The sequence below is a fragment of the Enterococcus sp. DIV0774 genome (genome assembly GCF_050539095.1).
In the GTDB taxonomy this organism is placed as follows: Bacteria; Bacillota; Bacilli; order Lactobacillales; family Enterococcaceae; genus Enterococcus; species Enterococcus faecalis.
The window spans coordinates 2234092-2250622 of record NZ_CP172923.1 but is presented as its reverse complement, the minus strand read 5'-3'; the positions used below and the strand labels follow the sequence as shown (position 1 = coordinate 2250622).

Genomic DNA, 16531 nt, shown 5'->3' with positions numbered 1-16531 from the left:
GTGTTTTCGTATGGAAACGTTATATGATGTACAACAACTTTTTAAACAGTTTGGGATGTATATTTATGTCGGTGCACGGATTTATGATATTGAGTTAATGATGATTGAATTAAAAAAATTGTATGAAGGTCAATTGGTAGACCGAGATACGTATTTACAGGCCCGGCATATTTTGCAAAGAGAGCATCGAATAGAAGAATCTAGAGGGAAGCAGAAAGGAATCGACTAAATGGATAAGAAGATTATTGGGATTGATTTAGGTGGAACGACCATCAAATTTGCTATTTTAACAACCGATGGCGTTGTTCAACAAAAATGGAGTATTGAAACGAATATTTTAGAAGATGGCAAGCATATTGTGCCATCAATTATTGAAAGTATTCGTCACCGTATAGATCTTTATAATATGAAAAAAGAAGATTTTGTGGGAATTGGTATGGGAACACCAGGAAGTGTCGACATTGAAAAAGGAACTGTTGTAGGTGCCTATAATTTAAACTGGACGACTGTACAGCCTGTCAAAGAACAAATCGAATCTGCTTTAGGAATTCCGTTTGCATTAGATAATGATGCCAATGTTGCCGCTTTAGGTGAGCGTTGGAAGGGCGCGGGGGAAAACAATCCCGACGTGATTTTTATTACTTTAGGAACAGGTGTTGGCGGAGGCATTGTTGCAGCGGGAGAATTGCTCCACGGTGTTGCTGGCTGTGCTGGTGAAGTTGGGCATGTGACGGTTGATCCTAACGGCTTTGACTGTACCTGTGGGAAACGTGGCTGTTTAGAAACTGTTTCTAGCGCCACTGGTGTCGTTCGTGTTGCACGTCATTTATCAGAAGAGTTTGCAGGTGACTCTGAACTGAAACAAGCGATTGATGATGGACAAGATGTTTCGAGTAAAGATGTTTTTGAATTTGCTGAAAAAGGCGATCATTTTGCTTTAATGGTTGTGGATCGTGTTTGTTTCTATTTAGGCTTAGCCACAGGAAACTTAGGTAACACGTTAAATCCAGATAGCGTGGTTATCGGTGGAGGTGTTTCTGCAGCAGGAGAATTTTTACGTAGTCGTGTCGAAAAATATTTCCAAGAATTTACTTTCCCGCAAGTTCGAAATAGTACAAAAATCAAATTAGCAGAGCTAGGTAATGAGGCCGGCGTCATTGGTGCCGCTTCACTAGCATTACAATTTTCAAAAGAGAAATAGAGAGGGCTTTTTAGAATGAGTATTTTATGGGTAATCAATGGTATTTTGCTAGTTATTGTACTAGCGATGGTATTCAATGAATTATATTTGAAAATTATGGTGAAACGTTCAGCAAAAATGCTGACGGAAGAAGAATTTAAAGAAACAATGCGTAAAGCACAAGTGATTGACGTTCGTGAGAAAGATACATTTGATGCTGGGCATATTTTAGGGGCGCGCAGCATGCCATACAGCATGTTAAAAACAACAATTGGTTCTCTTCGTAAGGATCAACCTGTTTATCTTTATGATCAGAAGAAAGCTTTAAGTATCCGAGCAGCTAATTTATTACGCAAAAATGGCTATACTGATATTTATATTTTAAAAGGCGGCTATGATGGCTGGACTGGGAAAGTGAAAAAGAGAAATAGTTAATAACAAAAAGAGTTGGTCTTCATTGAGACCAACTCTTTTTGTATAGGAAAGTTTAATAGAGATGCTGCTTTTTGTCAGTCCTCACTTTTTGAGCTACAATAAAGAGAAGAGGTGAAGGCAGATGATTCAAATCAAGCGAGCATATGAAGCACCGACAGAGCAAGATGGCTACCGTGTTTTAGTTGACCGTATTTGGCCACGAGGAAAATCCAAGGAATCTGAAAAGTTAGATGAATGGCTCAAAGAAGTGGCCCCAAGTACAGAGCTACGGAAATGGTTTAATCATGAAGTAAATAAATATCCCGAGTTTAAACAAAAATACCAAGAAGAATTGAAACATGAGCCAACTGCCACAGCGTTTAAGCAGTTACAGACGATTGTAAAAAATCAGCCAGTAGTCACGCTGGTCTATGGGGCGAAAGATACAGTGCATAATCAAGCGGTTGTCTTAAAAGAATTATTAGAAAAATAGAGTAGGTGATTGGATGAAAATTGCAATTGTAGGTGCTGGACCCAGAGGCTTATCAGCTGCAGAACGAGTCATTGAATGGGCTCGTAAAACGGAAATAAATGTTCAGCTCACGTTGTTTGATCCATACGGTCCAGGTGGGAAAATTTGGCGAGCAGAGCAACCTAATTATTTATTAATGAACACCGTGATTAGCCAAGTCACTTTATTTACAGATGAATCTTTTAGTGGCGAAGGACCAATTGTCAAGGGCCCCACTCTCTATGAATGGACCCAAGCAGAAGCTGCGCAGTACATTCAACAGCAACAACCCTATAATTATCTTGAGTTGTTGAAAGAATGTCATCGCCTTGGACCGAATGATCACTGCTCGAGGGCTTTTTATGGCATGTACCAAAAATGGTTTTATACGTATTTAGCCACGCGGTGTAACGAACAAACATCGCTGACGTTTTTTAAAGAGCCAGTAACTGCTGTACGGTCAGGAGAGGATAACTATTATGTGTACACCCAATCCATTGAGTTTACGGCAGACAAAGTAATTTTAGCCATGGGTCACCAAGAAAATGAATTAACGACTGTTGAACAAGAGCTTGCGGACTACGCCAAGGAGCATCGTTTGTTTTATTCTTCTCCTAAAAATGCGGCGGATGCTTTATTGGCACTTGCCAATATACCCGCAAAACAACCTGTTGTGTTAAAAGGCTTAGGTTTGGCATTTTTTGACTATTTATCTGCCTTGACGATTGGCCGCGGGGGTGTTTTTTCTCGTCAAAATGGCCGCTTACGTTATGAACCTTCTGGAAGAGAGCCTATTATTATTGCTGGTTCTGGTCGCGGTTTTCCTTCTCATCCTCGAGGGAATAATCAAAAAGGCTACGGGGAAACCTATCAGCCTGTTTTTTTAACCGAAACGTATTTAGCTGAATGTCGTAAAAAAGGACAGGTTACAGGCGCAGAGTTTTTTGGGTATTTAAAAAAAGAAGTGGAATATGTGTATTACACTTGCTTAATCGAAGAAAAATATCCGCATCTTTCTAAAGAGGCCTTTCAACAGCTGTTTATTCAAACCAAGGGAGCGCCGGAAAGCTTAGCCCACTTTGAAAAACAAGATTGGTTTGATTGGCAAGCGTTAGAACATCCTGAAACAAAGAAAACCACTCATGAAAGTTTTCGTTCGTTTTTACTAGAGTATTTAAAATGGGATATTCAAGAAGCAGAGAAAGGCAATCTTAGCGGTCCTTTGACCACTGCTTTAGACAGTTTAAAAGATTTAAGAGATCAGATTCGCTTTGTTTTGGATGAGGGGTTATTAACGAATGACGAGAGTCAAAAGTGGTTGTGGCATTGGTTTACCCCGTTGAATACCTTTTTGTCAGTGGGACCTTCTGTTGAAAGAACAGAAGAGCTACAGGCGTTAGTTGAACTGGGATTAGTCACGATTCTGGGGCCAGAAATGCGTGTCGAAATGAAAGCGGGTCAATTTATTACTTATGCTAATTTGTTTCCGGAAAATCGGTATAATAGTCACTTTTTAATTGAAGCGCGCATTCCTAAAGTCAATAATGAAAAAAGTTTGAATCCTTTAACGAGGCAGTTGTTAGCCGATAAGCTAGCTACGCTCCATCAACTGGCATTAGCCGATGGTCAAATAGTCAAAACAGGTGCACTCTTGATTGTGCCTGCCACGAATCAAGTCATCACAAAAGATGGACAGGTGGCGACAGGCCTTTTTAGTTGTGGTATTCCAACAGAAGGGATTCATTGGTTAACAGCCGCTGCAGCTCGTCCGGGTGTGGATCCTTGGAATATGCGCGATATGGATCGGATTGCTGCCACTATTTTTAATAGTTAAGAAAAATAGTCAGCTCCTTTGGTAAAAAAGAAAGCATAACAAGTGGTCATCCATCGCTTTGATGGATGACCACTTGTTATGCTTAAGAGAATCAACCAAGCCAGAAGCGCTCCTGTTGATTTCTTGCCGTTAGATTTTTTATCTCAACGTCACAGCTATTTTTTAACGTGCAATACGTTTACGCATCGCTTTTTTACGGTTTTCTTCAATCATATCTTCTTTTTCTTCAATTGGATCAATGACTGTTTTTTTAATAGTTGTAGCCACACCGGCTAAAGCAGCAACTGTGATAGCAGTACCGACTAACATACCTGATACAAATTTTTTCATCGTTCATTCCTTCTTTCAAATTGTATTTGTTTCTATTATGACGGAAAAAAGCAAAAAAATCCAATAGTTACAATGATTTTTCATAAACTCTACGACTAATTTAGAGATTTGTTAAAATTTACCAAGTCTTTTCTGTATTTTTATAGGAAAAATGAATAAGGAGAAATGGCCAAATTAAATCCTGTTTACAAAATGAAATAATTCAGAAGTAAACCTTATTTAATGGTACAATAGAAAAAGAAATTAGGGAGTAAAAGGAGCGTATTTATGTCTATTTTAGTATTAGGCGGCGCAGGCTACATTGGCTCACATGCCGTCGATCAATTAATTTCAAAAGGATATGCCGTTGTTGTTGTTGATAATTTATTAACGGGGCATCGTTCAGCAGTTCATGAACAAGCGACTTTCTATGAAGGCGATATTCGTGATAAAGCTTTTTTACGTAGTGTCTTTGAAAAGGAATCAATTGAAGGGGTGTTACACTTTGCGGCCAATTCTTTAGTAGGAGAATCCGTGGAGCAACCGTTAATGTATTTCAATAACAATGTTCACGGCACTCAAATTGCCTTGGAAGTCATGCAAGAATTCGGAGTGAAACACATTGTTTTTTCTTCCACAGCGGCCACTTATGGCGAACCAAAAGCAATGCCTATTACAGAAGAAACCCCAACGAATCCTAAAAACCCGTATGGGGAAAGTAAATTAATGATGGAAAAAATCATGAAATGGTGCGACAACGCTTATGGAATGAAATATGTTGCTTTGCGTTATTTTAATGTTGCGGGAGCAAAAAAAGATGCCTCAATTGGTGAGGATCACACGCCAGAAACGCATATTGTGCCAATTATTTTACAAGTGGCATTGGGCCAACGAGCAGAGCTAAGTATTTTTGGGGATGATTATGATACACCTGATGGCACGTGCATTCGAGATTATGTTTATATTGAAGACTTGATTGCAGCACATATTTTGGCTTTAGAATATTTGAAAAATGGCGGCGAAAGTGACGTCTTTAACCTGGGAAGCAACAACGGCTATTCTGTTAAAGAAATGTTAGATGCTGCTCGCGAAGTGACAGGCCAAGAAATTCCTGCGACAATCGCGCCACGCCGAGCAGGGGATCCTAGTACGTTAATTGCTTCTAGTGAAAAAGCCAAACGAGTTTTAGGCTGGCAACCAGAAGTAACTGAGGTCAAGGATATTATCGCCACCGCTTGGCAATGGCACCAAGCTCATCCACATGGATATCAAGAAAAGTAATAGGAGGAATGAATCGATGACCACGAGTCAAATGATTGCCGATTTTACCACATTTGCTATTCAAGCAGGTGGTTGGATGGAATTGGATCGCTTATATCTTCAGAACCGTTTATTATCAATGATTGGTGAACAAGAATTAGGCGAAGTAGACATACGGCCTGTGGCAACACCCGCCGCTGATTTGGCGGAACAATTGTGTCAAGTTGCGAGTGCCAACCAACTTGTAAAAACAGAGCAACAAAAAGAACAGTTCGTGGTGCAATTGATGGATTTGTTGACACCGCCACCTTCTGTGGTTAATGCTTTTTTTGCACAACATTATGCCAAAGAGCCACAAGAGGCTACCGAGTATTTTTACCAACTTTGTCAAAAAAACGGTACGGTCATTGAACAGGAAGAACCTGTTGTTTTTTCAACAGTCTATGGTGATTTTTTAGCAAATAAGGTCCACGGTGAGGCGCCAAAAGCAACGCTCTCTGCACAAAGCTATCCCCGCTGTGAATGGTGCATGGCAACAGAAGGCTACCAGGGAAGTCAGCAATTTCCTGCGACTACGAACCATCGAGTGATTCGAATGAACTTAGATGGCGAAAGCTGGGGGTTTTCCTTTGTAAAACAGGCACAATATCAGCAACAAGGTGTGATTGCGTTTGAAAAACATCAGGCAGCGAAACGTTCAATTAAGACTTTTCAGCAATTGTTGAAAATTGTTGAGGTCTTTCCTCATTATTTTGCTGGGATTGATGCTCACTTTGAACAAGATGAGCATGTCTATTATCAAACGGGTTTGCAACAATTTCCATTAGCCGAAGCGAGCATTTCAGAATATGTTGAGTTAGCTAACTATCCTTTAATCAACGCAGGAATGGTGAAATGGCCAGTTGCGACATTTCGCCTAGAGGGACCGAATGCGTCAGAAGTTGCCCAAGCCGCAAATGATATTTTTGAGCAATGGCAAATGCTAAAACTGCCAACGGATGAGATACAAATCGTTGCCCGACGAAAAGAACTTTTATATGTCATGGACTTAATTTTTAGTCGACCTCAAGCAAAGCCTTCGTTAACGTTAGCAGAAGTCCAAGGTTTAACGACTTGGAACAACCAGAAAACGCAGGCACTTGAAACTGTCGCTTCAGCGTATCAACAGCGATTAAAAGAAGCCAGTGCGTTTGCAGAAACAAGTGAAGGAAAAGCGGCTTTTTTAGCAATGGTTGCGCCAGTGACTCATTAAAAGAAAAAAGATGCCGAATGACTAAAAATCACGTATAATAGATAAGAATGAAAAATAAGGGAGGGTAAAAAATGGCTTATCAAGCACTTTATCGGGTCTGGCGTTCACAACGTTTCGATGACGTAGTAGGACAAAAAGCAATTACTCAGACACTGAAAAATGCGATAGTGCAAAAGAAAACATCTCATGCCTATTTATTTACTGGCCCTCGTGGTACAGGTAAAACCAGTGCCGCAAAAATTTTTGCTAAAGCGATTAACTGTAAACATAGTCAAGATGGTGAACCTTGTAATGTTTGTGAAACCTGTGTAGCCATTACGGAAGGTCGTTTAAATGATGTCATTGAAATTGATGCGGCGAGTAATAATGGCGTGGAAGAAATCCGTGATATTCGTGATAAAGCAAAGTATGCACCGACACAAGCCGAGTACAAAGTTTATATTATTGATGAAGTTCATATGCTATCAACAGGCGCGTTCAATGCACTTTTAAAAACCTTGGAAGAACCGCCACAAAATGTTATTTTTATCTTAGCAACGACTGAACCACACAAGATTCCGTTAACGATTATCTCACGGACGCAACGCTTTGATTTTAAGCGAATTAGTACGCAAGATATCGTCGATCATATGGCCCATATCATGCAGGAAATGGCTCTCGATTATGAGGAACAAGCCCTTTATGTGATTGGACGTGCTGCGGAAGGTGGGATGCGAGATGCCTTGAGTATCTTGGATCAAACGATTTCATTTAGTGATGAAAAAGTAACACTGGAAGATGCAATGCAAGTGACAGGCAGCCTAACCTATGAAATGATGGATCATTATATTCAGTGTTGTGTCGCCGGTGATGTTGAACGAGCATTAGAAGGCTTGGAAAGTATTTTAGGCGAAGGTAAAGAAGCGCGCCGTTTCTTAGAAGATTTGTTATTATATTGTCGAGATTTGCTGATGTATCAGCAAGCACCGAAGTTATTAGCAGAAAAAGCAGGAACTTTGACAGAAGCATTTAAGGAACTAGCTACACAAACACCTGCTGAAAAAATCTACCAACTAATCCAAATTTTAAGTGACACACAAAATGAGATCCGCTTTACCAACAATGCGAATATCTATCTGGAAGTAGCCACTGTCAAATTAGCTAAAACGGTGCAACCCAATAAACACAACACGCCAGAAACAGCTAATCAAGATGGTAGTGCAGAGGGAAATCCAGAATTAGCAGATTTACAAAATCAAATCGGGCAACTGAAGAAAGAACTGGCTGAATTAAAGAAACACGGTGTAACTGCCAAAGAAGCAGATGCGCCACGTCAACAAGCACGACCACAAGCGCCAAAAAGTTCGTTCCGTGTACCCACAGAACGCGTATATCAAGTCCTAAACGAAGCGACTAGAACACATTTAATGAATGTGAAAAATGTCTGGGAAGACTTACTACAAACATTATCTGTGACTCAACGAGCGATGCTCAAAGCTAGTGAACCTGTCGCAGCGAGTCCTAAGGGCATCGTGGTGGCATTTGACTATGAGATTGTTTGTGCTCGTGCAACAGACGATGAAGAGATGCAGTTAGCTTTCAATAATAATTTAAGCCGTTTGATGGACTATACACCAGAGATGGTCTGCATTACTAGAGAAAGCTGGCCAAAACTAAGACAAAGTTTTATTAACCAAAATCAGGGCAGTTTGAATCATTCTGAACCTGAAAATGAAATGGCTCGTCTAGCGGACGAACCGCCTGTAACAAATGAACATTCACAAGAAAATCCAGTAGTAGATGAAGCAATCGCTATGTTTGGTGAAGAGCTTGTCGAAGTACTAGATGATTAATACGAAGGAGTAGAGGAATTATGATGCGAGGAATGGGCAACATGCAAGGCATGATGAAACAAGTACAAAAAATGCAAAAAGAAATGGCCAAAGCGCAAGAAGCGCTAAATGAAAAAGAATTTATCGGTGAAGCAACCAATCAACTTGTGACAGCGACCTTTACTGGTGATCGCACAATGAAAGATTTGACCATTAAAGAAGACGTGGTTGATCCTGAAGACGTTGATATGTTACAAGATTTAGTCATTATGGCTGTCAACGATGCGTTAGTAAAAATTGAAAAAGAAACTGAAGCAACTTTAGGTAAATACACCAAAGGAATGCCAGGATTCTAAAAAATAAGACCAACGAAAGTATGAAAAACGTCATGCCAAAAAAATCGAACTTTTTGGGCATGACGTTTTTTCTATTTTTGTGGGAAAACTCTTTGGCAATTTTAGTAGTCGCTTCCAAAAAACTATGCTATACTAAAGCCAATTGAAGAGAAACATTTGGGGTGCTATTAGCTGAGATTATACCCATGGAACCTGAAACAGTTAGGACTGGCGCAGGGAAATGTCTTGAAATTTTGACCGATTATTGCACCCAACTACGTTTATTTGTGGTTGGGTTTTTCTGTCTTTTTCAGTCGCGCCTCCTTTTGCTTCTCGCAGAAAGGAGTTTTTTTACGTGGAAAAAAATCGAATCCACAGAGTTACGTTACTGGCTTTAATGATTGCGATGGACGTTGTATTATCGCCGTTAATGCGAATTGAGGGAATGGCCCCTATGTCCAGTGTCATGAACATTATTGCCGGAGTTTTATTAGGTCCTCTTTACGGAACGCTCATGGCACTTGTCTGCGGCTTAATCCGTATGACATTCTTAGGTATTCCGCCATTAGCGTTAACAGGTGCCGTCTTTGGCGCATTTTTTGCTGGTTTATTTTATCAATGGGGACAAAAATTAGGCTGGTCGATGCTAGGGGAAATTTTTGGTACAGGCATCATTGGCTCGTTATTGTCCTATCCTGTAATGGTTTGGTTTACTGGCAGTAAGCAGAATTTTTATTGGTTCATTTATACACCACGATTTATTGGTGCCACACTGATTGGTTCAGTGATTGCTTGGCTTGTCTTAGTAAAACTGAAAGAAACTCGAGTATTTAAACAAACACAGGAATTATTTTTGGGAGGGTACTTTTATGAAAACAAGCGTTAAGTTTGAAACGATTTTTCCACTAACAACGGCACCATTAATTCAGTGCATTACGAATGAAATTACGTGTGAGTCTATGGCGAATGCATTACTTTATATTGATGCTAAACCCATTATGGCAGATGATCCCCGGGAATTTCCGCAGTTGTTTCAGCAAACCAGTGCCTTGGTTTTGAATTTAGGCCATTTATCACAAGAACGAGAGCAGAGCTTGTTAGCAGCTAGTGATTATGCTCGGCAAGTGAATAAACCGACCGTAGTCGATTTAGTTGGTTATGGCGCTAGTGATATTCGTAATGAAGTCGGGGAAAAGCTGGTGCACAATCAGCCAACCGTTGTGAAAGGGAATCTTTCAGAAATGCGGACTTTTTGCCAGTTGGTGAGTCATGGCCGAGGAGTGGATGGCAGCCCTTTGGATCAAAGTGAAGAAGCAGTTGAGGAACTGATTCAGGCTTTACGTCAACAAACGAAAAAGTTTCCCCAGACGGTATTTTTAGCAACAGGGATTCAAGATGTCTTGGTTAGTCAAGAGCAAGTGATTGTCTTACAAAATGGCGTTCCTGAGTTGGATTGTTTCACTGGCACGGGCGATTTAGTCGGCGCATTAGTTGCCGCTTTATTAGGTGAAGGCAACGCGCCAATGACTGCGGCAGTAGCCGCAGTGAGCTATTTTAATCTTTGCGGAGAAAAAGCCCAGACTAAGAGCCAAGGGCTGGCCGATTTTCGTCAAAATACGTTAAATCAGTTATCTCTTTTAATGAAGGAGAAGGATTGGTTTGAGGCGGTGAAAGGACGAGTGCTATGAGAGAGCAATTGAAAGTTTATTTGGTGACAGGACGGTATGATTTTAGTGATACTGAATTTTTAAAACGAATTGAAACTGCTTGTCGCAGTGGAGTGACATTGGTCCAACTGCGCGAAAAGGAAGTGTCAACACGGCGCTTTTACGAATTAGCAGTGAAAGTTAAAGCGATAACAGATACGTATCAGATTCCGTTGATTATTAATGATCGTGTCGATATTTGCTTGGCAGTGGATGCGGCAGGTGTGCATATAGGGGATGATGAATTACCGGTTGCTCTTGTGCGAAAACTGGTTGGGTCCACAAAAATCGTAGGTGTTTCAGCCAAAACGGTGGCACGAGGAGTTGAAGCGGAAAACGAGGGCGCCGATTATTTAGGCGTGGGCGCAATTTTCCCCACAACGACTAAGGACAGTCCGTTAACTTCTTTGCAGACACTTTCTGAAATTGCCGCAGCAGTCACGATTCCTGTTGTAGCGATTGGTGGAATCAAAGAAGAGAATATAGAACAACTTATGGGAACGGGAGTGGCTGGTGTTTCACTGGTCAGTGAAATTATGCTGGCTGAACAGATAACCGAGAAAGTTCAAGGGTTGATGCGTGTAATGGAGCGAATGTTGGAGGCGAGAAAATGACCGAATATAATTTGACCCCACAAGTAGTCACGATTGCTGGTTCTGATTCTGGTGGGGGAGCTGGCATGCAAGCAGATTTAAAAACATTTCAAGCACGGCAGGCATTTGGCTTAAATATTGTCATTGCATTGACGGCACAAAATACGTATGGCGTGCAAGATAGCTTACCGATTCCTAGTTCATTTATTGATGCACAATTTCAATCACTGGCGGCTGATTTTAAAATTGGGGCAGCGAAAACGGGGATGTTAGCAGATAGTGAGCGTGTCGAAGCTGTTGTTCGCAATTTGCAGAAAGTTGATTTTGGTCCGTTGATTGTCGATCCTGTAATGGTGGCTAAAGGTGGACATCATTTGTTAGAAGCCGAGGCAGTTCAAACGATTAAAGAGCAACTGTTGCCATTAGCAACGGTCGTGACACCTAATTTACCAGAAGCGGAAGTTTTACTAGAGACGACCATCAAAACAGAACAAGAAATGCAGACCGCAGCAAAAAAATTACAGCAATTGGGCACAAAAAATATTATTATGAAAGGCGGACATAGCACAAATCAACAAGCGGCTGATTATGTGTTAATGGAAGACGGTTCGAGCTTTTGGCTAAGTGCACCACGAATTGTAACGAAAAATACTCATGGAACAGGAGATACTTTTTCAGCGTGTATCGCAGCCGAATTAGCAAAAGGCACGCCGTTAGAAGCGGCGATTGTGATTGGCAAACAGTTTATACAAGGGGCCATTAGCCAAGCAATCTCTGTTGGACATGGTCACGGACCTACTAATCATTGGGCCCAATTAACGCAAGATATTCAAGTTATTAAAGCATAAGAAGAGCCTGGGGAAAAATCTAAAATGATTTTTCCCCAGGCTTTAAATAGCTTAAAGTTCCCTCTTAATATAGTTTATAAACGTTTTGTTCACTAATCTTCACATTTTAAATAAATTTCTTGGCCTTGTTCTTGCAAATGAGCCACGTGGGATTCTCCCCAATTACATAAGTTATCTAAGACAGCAGAGAGGCTTTGACCATAATCGCTTAAATAATATTCGACTTTTGGTGGAACTTGGTTGTAAACTTTTCGCTCGATAATGTTGTCTTCTTCGAGTTCCCGTAATTGTTGTGTCAGCATTTTTTGACTAATGCCAGTAATGCCGCGTTTTAAATCGCTGGGGCGCATGGCACCGTGCCGTAAATTACACAGAATAATTGGCTTCCATTTGCCACCAATAACATCCATCGTTGCTTCGACACCAATCGCATATGTACGAGTTTCCAAAAAACATTCCTCCTTAATAGATTGATAATAAACAAAAGTTACTAAAAGGTACCTATGATACAAAAAAGTAGGTACTTATCAAAAATTCAATCTTAGTATATAGTAATTTTTGTTGAAATTCAAATGTTTTTTAGGAGGAAGAGAATGGAAAAGAAAATTTCACCAAATTTAACGCTCTTTGCATTAGCTATCAATGCTTTCGCAATCGGTTCAACAGAATTTATAAGTGTGGGTTTATTACCAATGATTGTTAAAAGTTTTCATATTAGTCTTTCCCAAGCAGGTTTGACTGTTTCTTTGTACGCTTTAGGTGTGACGATTGGGGCGCCGTTATTAACAATTTTGACAGGAAAATGGAATCGTCGCTCATTAATGCTGGGGATTATGCTTCTTTTCATTAGTGGGAATTTAATTGCTGCGTTTGCGCCAACGTTTATTATTTTATTGGTAGGGCGGATACTTTCTGCATTGGCGCATGGCATTTTCATGTCTGTTTCGACTGTCATCGCCGCAGATGTTGTGCCGCCATCACGTCGTGCCAGCGCCATTGCTATTATGTTTACGGGCTTAACGGTTGCAACAGTGACTGGTGTACCTTTAGGGACGTTTATTGGGCAACAAACAGCTTGGCATATGTCCTTTCTTTTTATAGCCAGTATTGGCTTGGTGGGACTGATTGCTAGTTATTTTTTAGTTCCCAAAAATTTACCGATACCAGGGAAGGTTGACTTAAAAGGAATCACGCGGATTTTTACGAACAAACCCCTCGTTTTATCTTTTCTAATTACTGCTTTTGGTTATGGTGGAACGTTTGCTGCATATACGTACTTGTCACCGTTATTGGAAAATTTAGGCTTTTCAGCCAACGCGGTAGTGATTATTTTAGTTGTTTATGGCGTAATGGTCGCAATTGGCAATACAGTAGGTGGTCACTGGGCAAATAAAAAACCCTTAGATTCGTTAGTAAAAATGTTTAGCTTATTAATTCTGTCCTTAGTCTTTTTATTTATTACTGTTTTAATGGATAACAGTCTTCTAGGCTTATTAGCAAGTTTGATGTTGGGTCTATTTGCCTTTATGAATGTACCTGGTTTACAACTATATGTTGTAGAATTAGCGGAAAAGTATGTTCCAGAAGATATCACTTTGGCCTCAGCTTTTAATATTGCAGCCTTTAATATTGGGATTACCGTTGGCTCAATGACAGGTGGGGTGGTCACAGATCATTTATCAGTAACATATACACCGATTTTTGGTGGTTTTATCGTGCTAATTGCTGTCTTGTTCGTACTTTATATTCGGAAGCAAGAAGCATAAAAAAACAACTATCTTTAGAAAACTAAAAAAAGCAGCTGGTCACTACGGAACGGACCAGCTGCTTTTTTTTAAGCTTTTTTGCGGAAATAATTCCAGCAAGCAATTAAAACAATTACTAATAAGGTTAACAAGAAAATCAGAGAAATGAGTGAGCCCGTTGTTGTCCCCAGAGCAAAATTATCTGCGTGGTCTTGAGCGATATTAATAATCGTCGCTACAATGGCCGTCGCAATAGCGCCAGAAAATTGTTGAAGTGTATTAAATAACGTATTGCCGTCGCCAAAATCTTTCTCCTCTAACAAGCTCATACCAGTCGTCATCATATTACTGTATGCAAAACCTAGACCAATCATATAGGTAACATGTCCAGCGACGAATCCTAATAAAACAGGCATCTCTAGTAAAATTGTTAAAGCTAGCCAACCGATTGTCGCCAAACTTAAGCCAAATAATATAGGTTTTTTAGCGCCGTATTGATCCAACACTCGTCCAGAAAGTGGTGCCAAAATGGCCCCAACTGTAGCACCTGGCAGCATGACTAGCCCAGCTACAAACGCATTTTTTCCAAGGACGATTTGAACAAAGTTTGGTAAGACAAAGGAAATACCTAACAATAAGAATTGACAAACTAAAAAGCCACATAAAAATAAAACGAAGGAGGGATTTTTTAAAATTGTCAAACGTACTAGTGGCTGTTCAGCGGTCGTTGCTCGTTTATAAAAAATAACAAAGCCAATAACGGCTGCCAGAAGTGAAAGCCAGCCAAACAATGTGCCAATTTTACTTAAAAACATCAACAAACCACTAAATAACAGGGCAATACCAATTAAACTAACCAAATCAAGAGTGGTGGTTTTTTTAACAGGTATTTCTGGAATAGCAGATAATCCCATAAACAAAGAAAGTAGTAAAACAGGAATTAAGAATAAAAAGATGGCGTGCCAAGATAGGGAAGATGTTAAGATTCCACCATACGTTGGACCAATGGCTGGAGCAATTGAAGTGGTCAATGTGCCTACCCCCATCATCGTTCCTCGTTTTTCCAGCGGGGTAAAGTTCAAAATAATATGAAACATCAGTGGCAAAGCAATCCCAGTGCTAGCCCCTTGGAAGAGTCGGCCTAATAACAAGATACTGAAAGATGGCGAATAGACATCAATCGCTAAACCAATCAAAAAGAAAAGATTCGCAACAATAAATAAGCGTCTTAACGAATAGGTTTTTAATAAATAATTGGATAAGGGCACCATGATAGAAATAACTAATAAATAAATCGTTGTCACCCACTGCACGGTACCGGTGGAAACACCAAATTCCTTTGTTAATGTCGGAAAGGTTACATTCATTGCTGTTTCAATTAATACGCCAGCAAAAGACATAATTCCTGTCGCTAAAACGGCAGGGAATAATCGTACGTTTTTTTGTTCCATTTAATCACCTCTATAGTTTTCATTTTTTCGTAAAAAAATAGAAGCAGTTTCTATAAGAATAGAAACCGCCTCTCTCTCGACACGCAACTTGCGTGTTATCTGTACGATTTGTTTACATGTTGCATTGTAAACAGTTTTTAGGCTATCGTCAAGCAGAAAATAATTAACGTTGCATGAAGAAACTAATAATTGCAAAAATAGCAATGTGAGCTGGATAGAAAATATAAAAGAAATTCCGCATGCCACGGCCTTTTTCACCATTATAAAGAACAATTGGAATCGCTGCTAAAATCATCATCCATTGGTGGTTCACCCCGAATAGTTCTTGGAAATTATAGCTGGCTGCTGAAATCAACGCAACAACGCCAATTGCTGAAATTTGTAACCACTTTTTGCCATGGAATAAATAAAAAGCTACGGCCAAGAGAACAAATAAAAACCCACCTTCTGTCATCATTAGTGATGGCACAATCAGATTGAAAATTTGGAAACCAATTAAGATAGCAGGGTTGCTTAATATGTCTGGAGAACTAAAAACAACGAGAGGTAGGGCACTGATTAATAAAGGCACAATAAACCAAAGAAGCCCTTTACCAATTTGTTTTTGTTTAAAATAGTCCATAGACTGCATGTAGACCGTACCTAAAAATAACGTCCCAAAAATATTATTGATAATTAAGCCACCTGTTGAAAAATACGCATTTAAAATGCCGTTCAGAATCCCCATAATCCAGAAGCCTAACAATAACCGGAACATGTATTTTCGCCGATTGCTTGTGTGAATGAAGCCTTCAGAACTTTCAAATAAGAAAATAGGTGCAGCAATTCGTCCAATCCATCCGAACCAACCAGGCACGCCTAAAAAACTAAAAAATTGCAATAGATGGTCAAAGACCATTGAAATAACCCCAATGACTTTCAAGTGAAAGCCAGTTAATGTTTTACCCATAGTATAAACGCCTCTCTTTCATAAAGAACAATATAACAAAGTCCAGAAAAACCAACCATTTATTTGCCTAACAGTTATCTTACAAAATTGTTTGATTTCTTCAGCTTTTGATGAAAGAAAAAAGTGCCAAGACTAGTTTTTATAATTATTCTATGCTATAGTAAAAGTACATTTTAATAAAAAACATTTGGGGTGCTGTTATGGCTGAGATGATACCCATTGAACCTGATGCAGTTAGTACTGTCGCAGGGAAATGCCGATTTACTTTGATTTTTCACGCACTCATTCTGTCCTAGGATGAGTGTGTTTTCTTTTATCAGGGTTTATTTAAGT

18 protein-coding genes and 2 riboswitches are annotated in these 16531 nt (G+C 39.8%); of the genes, 14 read left to right on the top strand and 4 right to left on the bottom strand.

Annotation, left to right across the window (positions count from 1 at the left end; translation table 11 throughout):
- The first annotated feature begins 10 nt into the window (after positions 1-10).
- From IGL86_RS10855 to IGL86_RS10835, 5 genes are all read left to right on the top strand, one after another.
- Positions 11-229 carry a YqgQ family protein gene (locus IGL86_RS10855; protein WP_002356332.1) on the top strand — a complete coding sequence of 73 codons (219 nt, stop codon included), beginning with the start codon at positions 11-13 and terminating at the stop codon, positions 227-229.
- Positions 230-1201 carry an ROK family glucokinase gene (locus IGL86_RS10850; protein WP_002356333.1) on the top strand — a complete coding sequence of 324 codons (972 nt, stop codon included), beginning with the start codon at positions 230-232 and terminating at the stop codon, positions 1199-1201. It abuts the gene before it with no gap.
- Between the two features lie 15 nt (positions 1202-1216).
- Positions 1217-1615 (top strand): rhodanese-like domain-containing protein, encoded by a 399-nt coding sequence (locus IGL86_RS10845; RefSeq protein WP_002356334.1) that lies wholly within the window; start codon positions 1217-1219, stop codon positions 1613-1615.
- A gap of 121 nt (positions 1616-1736) precedes the next feature.
- Positions 1737-2087 carry a DUF488 domain-containing protein gene (locus IGL86_RS10840; RefSeq protein WP_002365077.1) on the top strand — a complete coding sequence of 117 codons (351 nt, stop codon included), beginning with the start codon at positions 1737-1739 and terminating at the stop codon, positions 2085-2087.
- A gap of 13 nt (positions 2088-2100) precedes the next feature.
- Complete coding sequence (locus IGL86_RS10835; protein ID WP_033625493.1) at positions 2101-3939, top strand: FAD/NAD(P)-binding protein; 1839 nt, start codon at positions 2101-2103, stop codon at positions 3937-3939.
- 162 nt (positions 3940-4101) lie between these two features.
- On the opposite strand, the gene IGL86_RS10830 is transcribed toward IGL86_RS10835, so the two are convergent.
- The gene (locus IGL86_RS10830; RefSeq protein ID WP_002356337.1) at positions 4102-4269 is read right to left on the bottom strand and encodes a DUF3042 family protein; all 168 of its coding nucleotides are present in this window, start codon (positions 4267-4269) and stop codon (positions 4102-4104) included.
- A gap of 267 nt (positions 4270-4536) precedes the next feature.
- Here IGL86_RS10830 and galE point away from each other — a divergent pair, with 267 nt between their 5' ends.
- The 8 genes from galE (at position 4537) to thiD (ending at position 12053) form a co-directional block, all read left to right on the top strand.
- Positions 4537-5529 (top strand): UDP-glucose 4-epimerase GalE, encoded by a 993-nt coding sequence (gene galE, locus IGL86_RS10825; protein WP_002378649.1) that lies wholly within the window; start codon positions 4537-4539, stop codon positions 5527-5529.
- Positions 5510-6760, top strand: coding sequence for a UDP-glucose--hexose-1-phosphate uridylyltransferase (locus IGL86_RS10820; protein WP_050443820.1), 1251 nt, complete (start codon positions 5510-5512; stop codon positions 6758-6760). Before galE ends, IGL86_RS10820 begins: the two co-directional genes overlap by 20 nt.
- A gap of 71 nt (positions 6761-6831) precedes the next feature.
- A complete protein-coding gene (dnaX, locus tag IGL86_RS10815; RefSeq protein ID WP_010709884.1) occupies positions 6832-8592 on the top strand; it encodes a DNA polymerase III subunit gamma/tau in 1761 nt (586 codons plus the stop codon).
- Between the two features lie 20 nt (positions 8593-8612).
- The gene (locus tag IGL86_RS10810; RefSeq protein WP_002382484.1) at positions 8613-8927 is read left to right on the top strand and encodes a YbaB/EbfC family nucleoid-associated protein; all 315 of its coding nucleotides are present in this window, start codon (positions 8613-8615) and stop codon (positions 8925-8927) included.
- Between the two features lie 147 nt (positions 8928-9074).
- A riboswitch (TPP riboswitch) is annotated at positions 9075-9163 on the top strand.
- Positions 9164-9303: 140 nt separating this feature from the next.
- Complete coding sequence (gene thiW, locus IGL86_RS10805) at positions 9304-9792, top strand: energy coupling factor transporter S component ThiW (RefSeq protein ID WP_002356342.1); 489 nt, start codon at positions 9304-9306, stop codon at positions 9790-9792.
- Positions 9776-10594, top strand: a complete 819-nt coding sequence (locus IGL86_RS10800; protein WP_010707176.1) for a hydroxyethylthiazole kinase — start codon at positions 9776-9778, stop codon at positions 10592-10594. Before thiW ends, IGL86_RS10800 begins: the two co-directional genes overlap by 17 nt.
- Positions 10591-11226, top strand: a complete 636-nt coding sequence (thiE, locus tag IGL86_RS10795) for a thiamine phosphate synthase (RefSeq protein WP_033625350.1) — start codon at positions 10591-10593, stop codon at positions 11224-11226. Before IGL86_RS10800 ends, thiE begins: the two co-directional genes overlap by 4 nt.
- Positions 11223-12053, top strand: coding sequence for a bifunctional hydroxymethylpyrimidine kinase/phosphomethylpyrimidine kinase (thiD, locus tag IGL86_RS10790; protein ID WP_002362487.1), 831 nt, complete (start codon positions 11223-11225; stop codon positions 12051-12053). Before thiE ends, thiD begins: the two co-directional genes overlap by 4 nt.
- Positions 12054-12145: 92 nt before the next feature.
- Here thiD and IGL86_RS10785 read toward each other — a convergent pair whose 3' ends face one another.
- The gene (locus IGL86_RS10785) at positions 12146-12502 is read right to left on the bottom strand and encodes a winged helix-turn-helix transcriptional regulator (protein ID WP_002356348.1); all 357 of its coding nucleotides are present in this window, start codon (positions 12500-12502) and stop codon (positions 12146-12148) included.
- 144 nt (positions 12503-12646) lie between these two features.
- On the opposite strand from IGL86_RS10785, the gene IGL86_RS10780 reads away from it, so the two are divergent.
- On the top strand, positions 12647-13819 hold the full coding sequence (locus IGL86_RS10780) for an MFS transporter (RefSeq protein ID WP_033625349.1): 1173 nt from the start codon (positions 12647-12649) through the stop codon (positions 13817-13819).
- A 68-nt stretch (positions 13820-13887) separates the two neighbouring features.
- Here IGL86_RS10780 and IGL86_RS10775 read toward each other — a convergent pair whose 3' ends face one another.
- Together IGL86_RS10775 and IGL86_RS10770 are read right to left on the bottom strand one after the other, a co-directional pair.
- Complete coding sequence (locus IGL86_RS10775; RefSeq protein WP_033625348.1) at positions 13888-15249, bottom strand: MFS transporter; 1362 nt, start codon at positions 15247-15249, stop codon at positions 13888-13890.
- Between the two features lie 163 nt (positions 15250-15412).
- Positions 15413-16198 carry a TraX family protein gene (locus IGL86_RS10770; protein WP_002356353.1) on the bottom strand — a complete coding sequence of 262 codons (786 nt, stop codon included), beginning with the start codon at positions 16196-16198 and terminating at the stop codon, positions 15413-15415.
- A 178-nt stretch (positions 16199-16376) separates the two neighbouring features.
- Positions 16377-16467: riboswitch (TPP riboswitch) on the top strand.
- Positions 16468-16531: the final 64 nt, after the last annotated feature.

Bases quoted from the DNA above. Each gene is read 5' to 3' on its own strand.
- IGL86_RS10855 (WP_002356332.1), top strand. From the start codon at position 11: ATGGAAACGTTATATGATGTACAACAACTTTTTAAACAGTTTGGGATG.
- IGL86_RS10850 (WP_002356333.1), top strand. From the start codon at position 230: ATGGATAAGAAGATTATTGGGATTGATTTAGGTGGAACGACCATCAAA.
- IGL86_RS10845 (WP_002356334.1), top strand. From the start codon at position 1,217: ATGAGTATTTTATGGGTAATCAATGGTATTTTGCTAGTTATTGTACTA.
- IGL86_RS10840 (WP_002365077.1), top strand. From the start codon at position 1,737: ATGATTCAAATCAAGCGAGCATATGAAGCACCGACAGAGCAAGATGGC.
- IGL86_RS10835 (WP_033625493.1), top strand. From the start codon at position 2,101: ATGAAAATTGCAATTGTAGGTGCTGGACCCAGAGGCTTATCAGCTGCA.
- IGL86_RS10830 (WP_002356337.1), bottom strand. From the start codon at position 4,269: ATGAAAAAATTTGTATCAGGTATGTTAGTCGGTACTGCTATCACAGTT.
- galE (WP_002378649.1), top strand. From the start codon at position 4,537: ATGTCTATTTTAGTATTAGGCGGCGCAGGCTACATTGGCTCACATGCC.
- IGL86_RS10820 (WP_050443820.1), top strand. From the start codon at position 5,510: ATGGATATCAAGAAAAGTAATAGGAGGAATGAATCGATGACCACGAGT.
- dnaX (WP_010709884.1), top strand. From the start codon at position 6,832: ATGGCTTATCAAGCACTTTATCGGGTCTGGCGTTCACAACGTTTCGAT.
- IGL86_RS10810 (WP_002382484.1), top strand. From the start codon at position 8,613: ATGATGCGAGGAATGGGCAACATGCAAGGCATGATGAAACAAGTACAA.
- thiW (WP_002356342.1), top strand. From the start codon at position 9,304: ATGATTGCGATGGACGTTGTATTATCGCCGTTAATGCGAATTGAGGGA.
- IGL86_RS10800 (WP_010707176.1), top strand. From the start codon at position 9,776: ATGAAAACAAGCGTTAAGTTTGAAACGATTTTTCCACTAACAACGGCA.
- thiE (WP_033625350.1), top strand. From the start codon at position 10,591: ATGAGAGAGCAATTGAAAGTTTATTTGGTGACAGGACGGTATGATTTT.
- thiD (WP_002362487.1), top strand. From the start codon at position 11,223: ATGACCGAATATAATTTGACCCCACAAGTAGTCACGATTGCTGGTTCT.
- IGL86_RS10780 (WP_033625349.1), top strand. From the start codon at position 12,647: ATGGAAAAGAAAATTTCACCAAATTTAACGCTCTTTGCATTAGCTATC.
- IGL86_RS10775 (WP_033625348.1), bottom strand. From the start codon at position 15,249: ATGGAACAAAAAAACGTACGATTATTCCCTGCCGTTTTAGCGACAGGA.
- IGL86_RS10770 (WP_002356353.1), bottom strand. From the start codon at position 16,198: ATGGGTAAAACATTAACTGGCTTTCACTTGAAAGTCATTGGGGTTATT.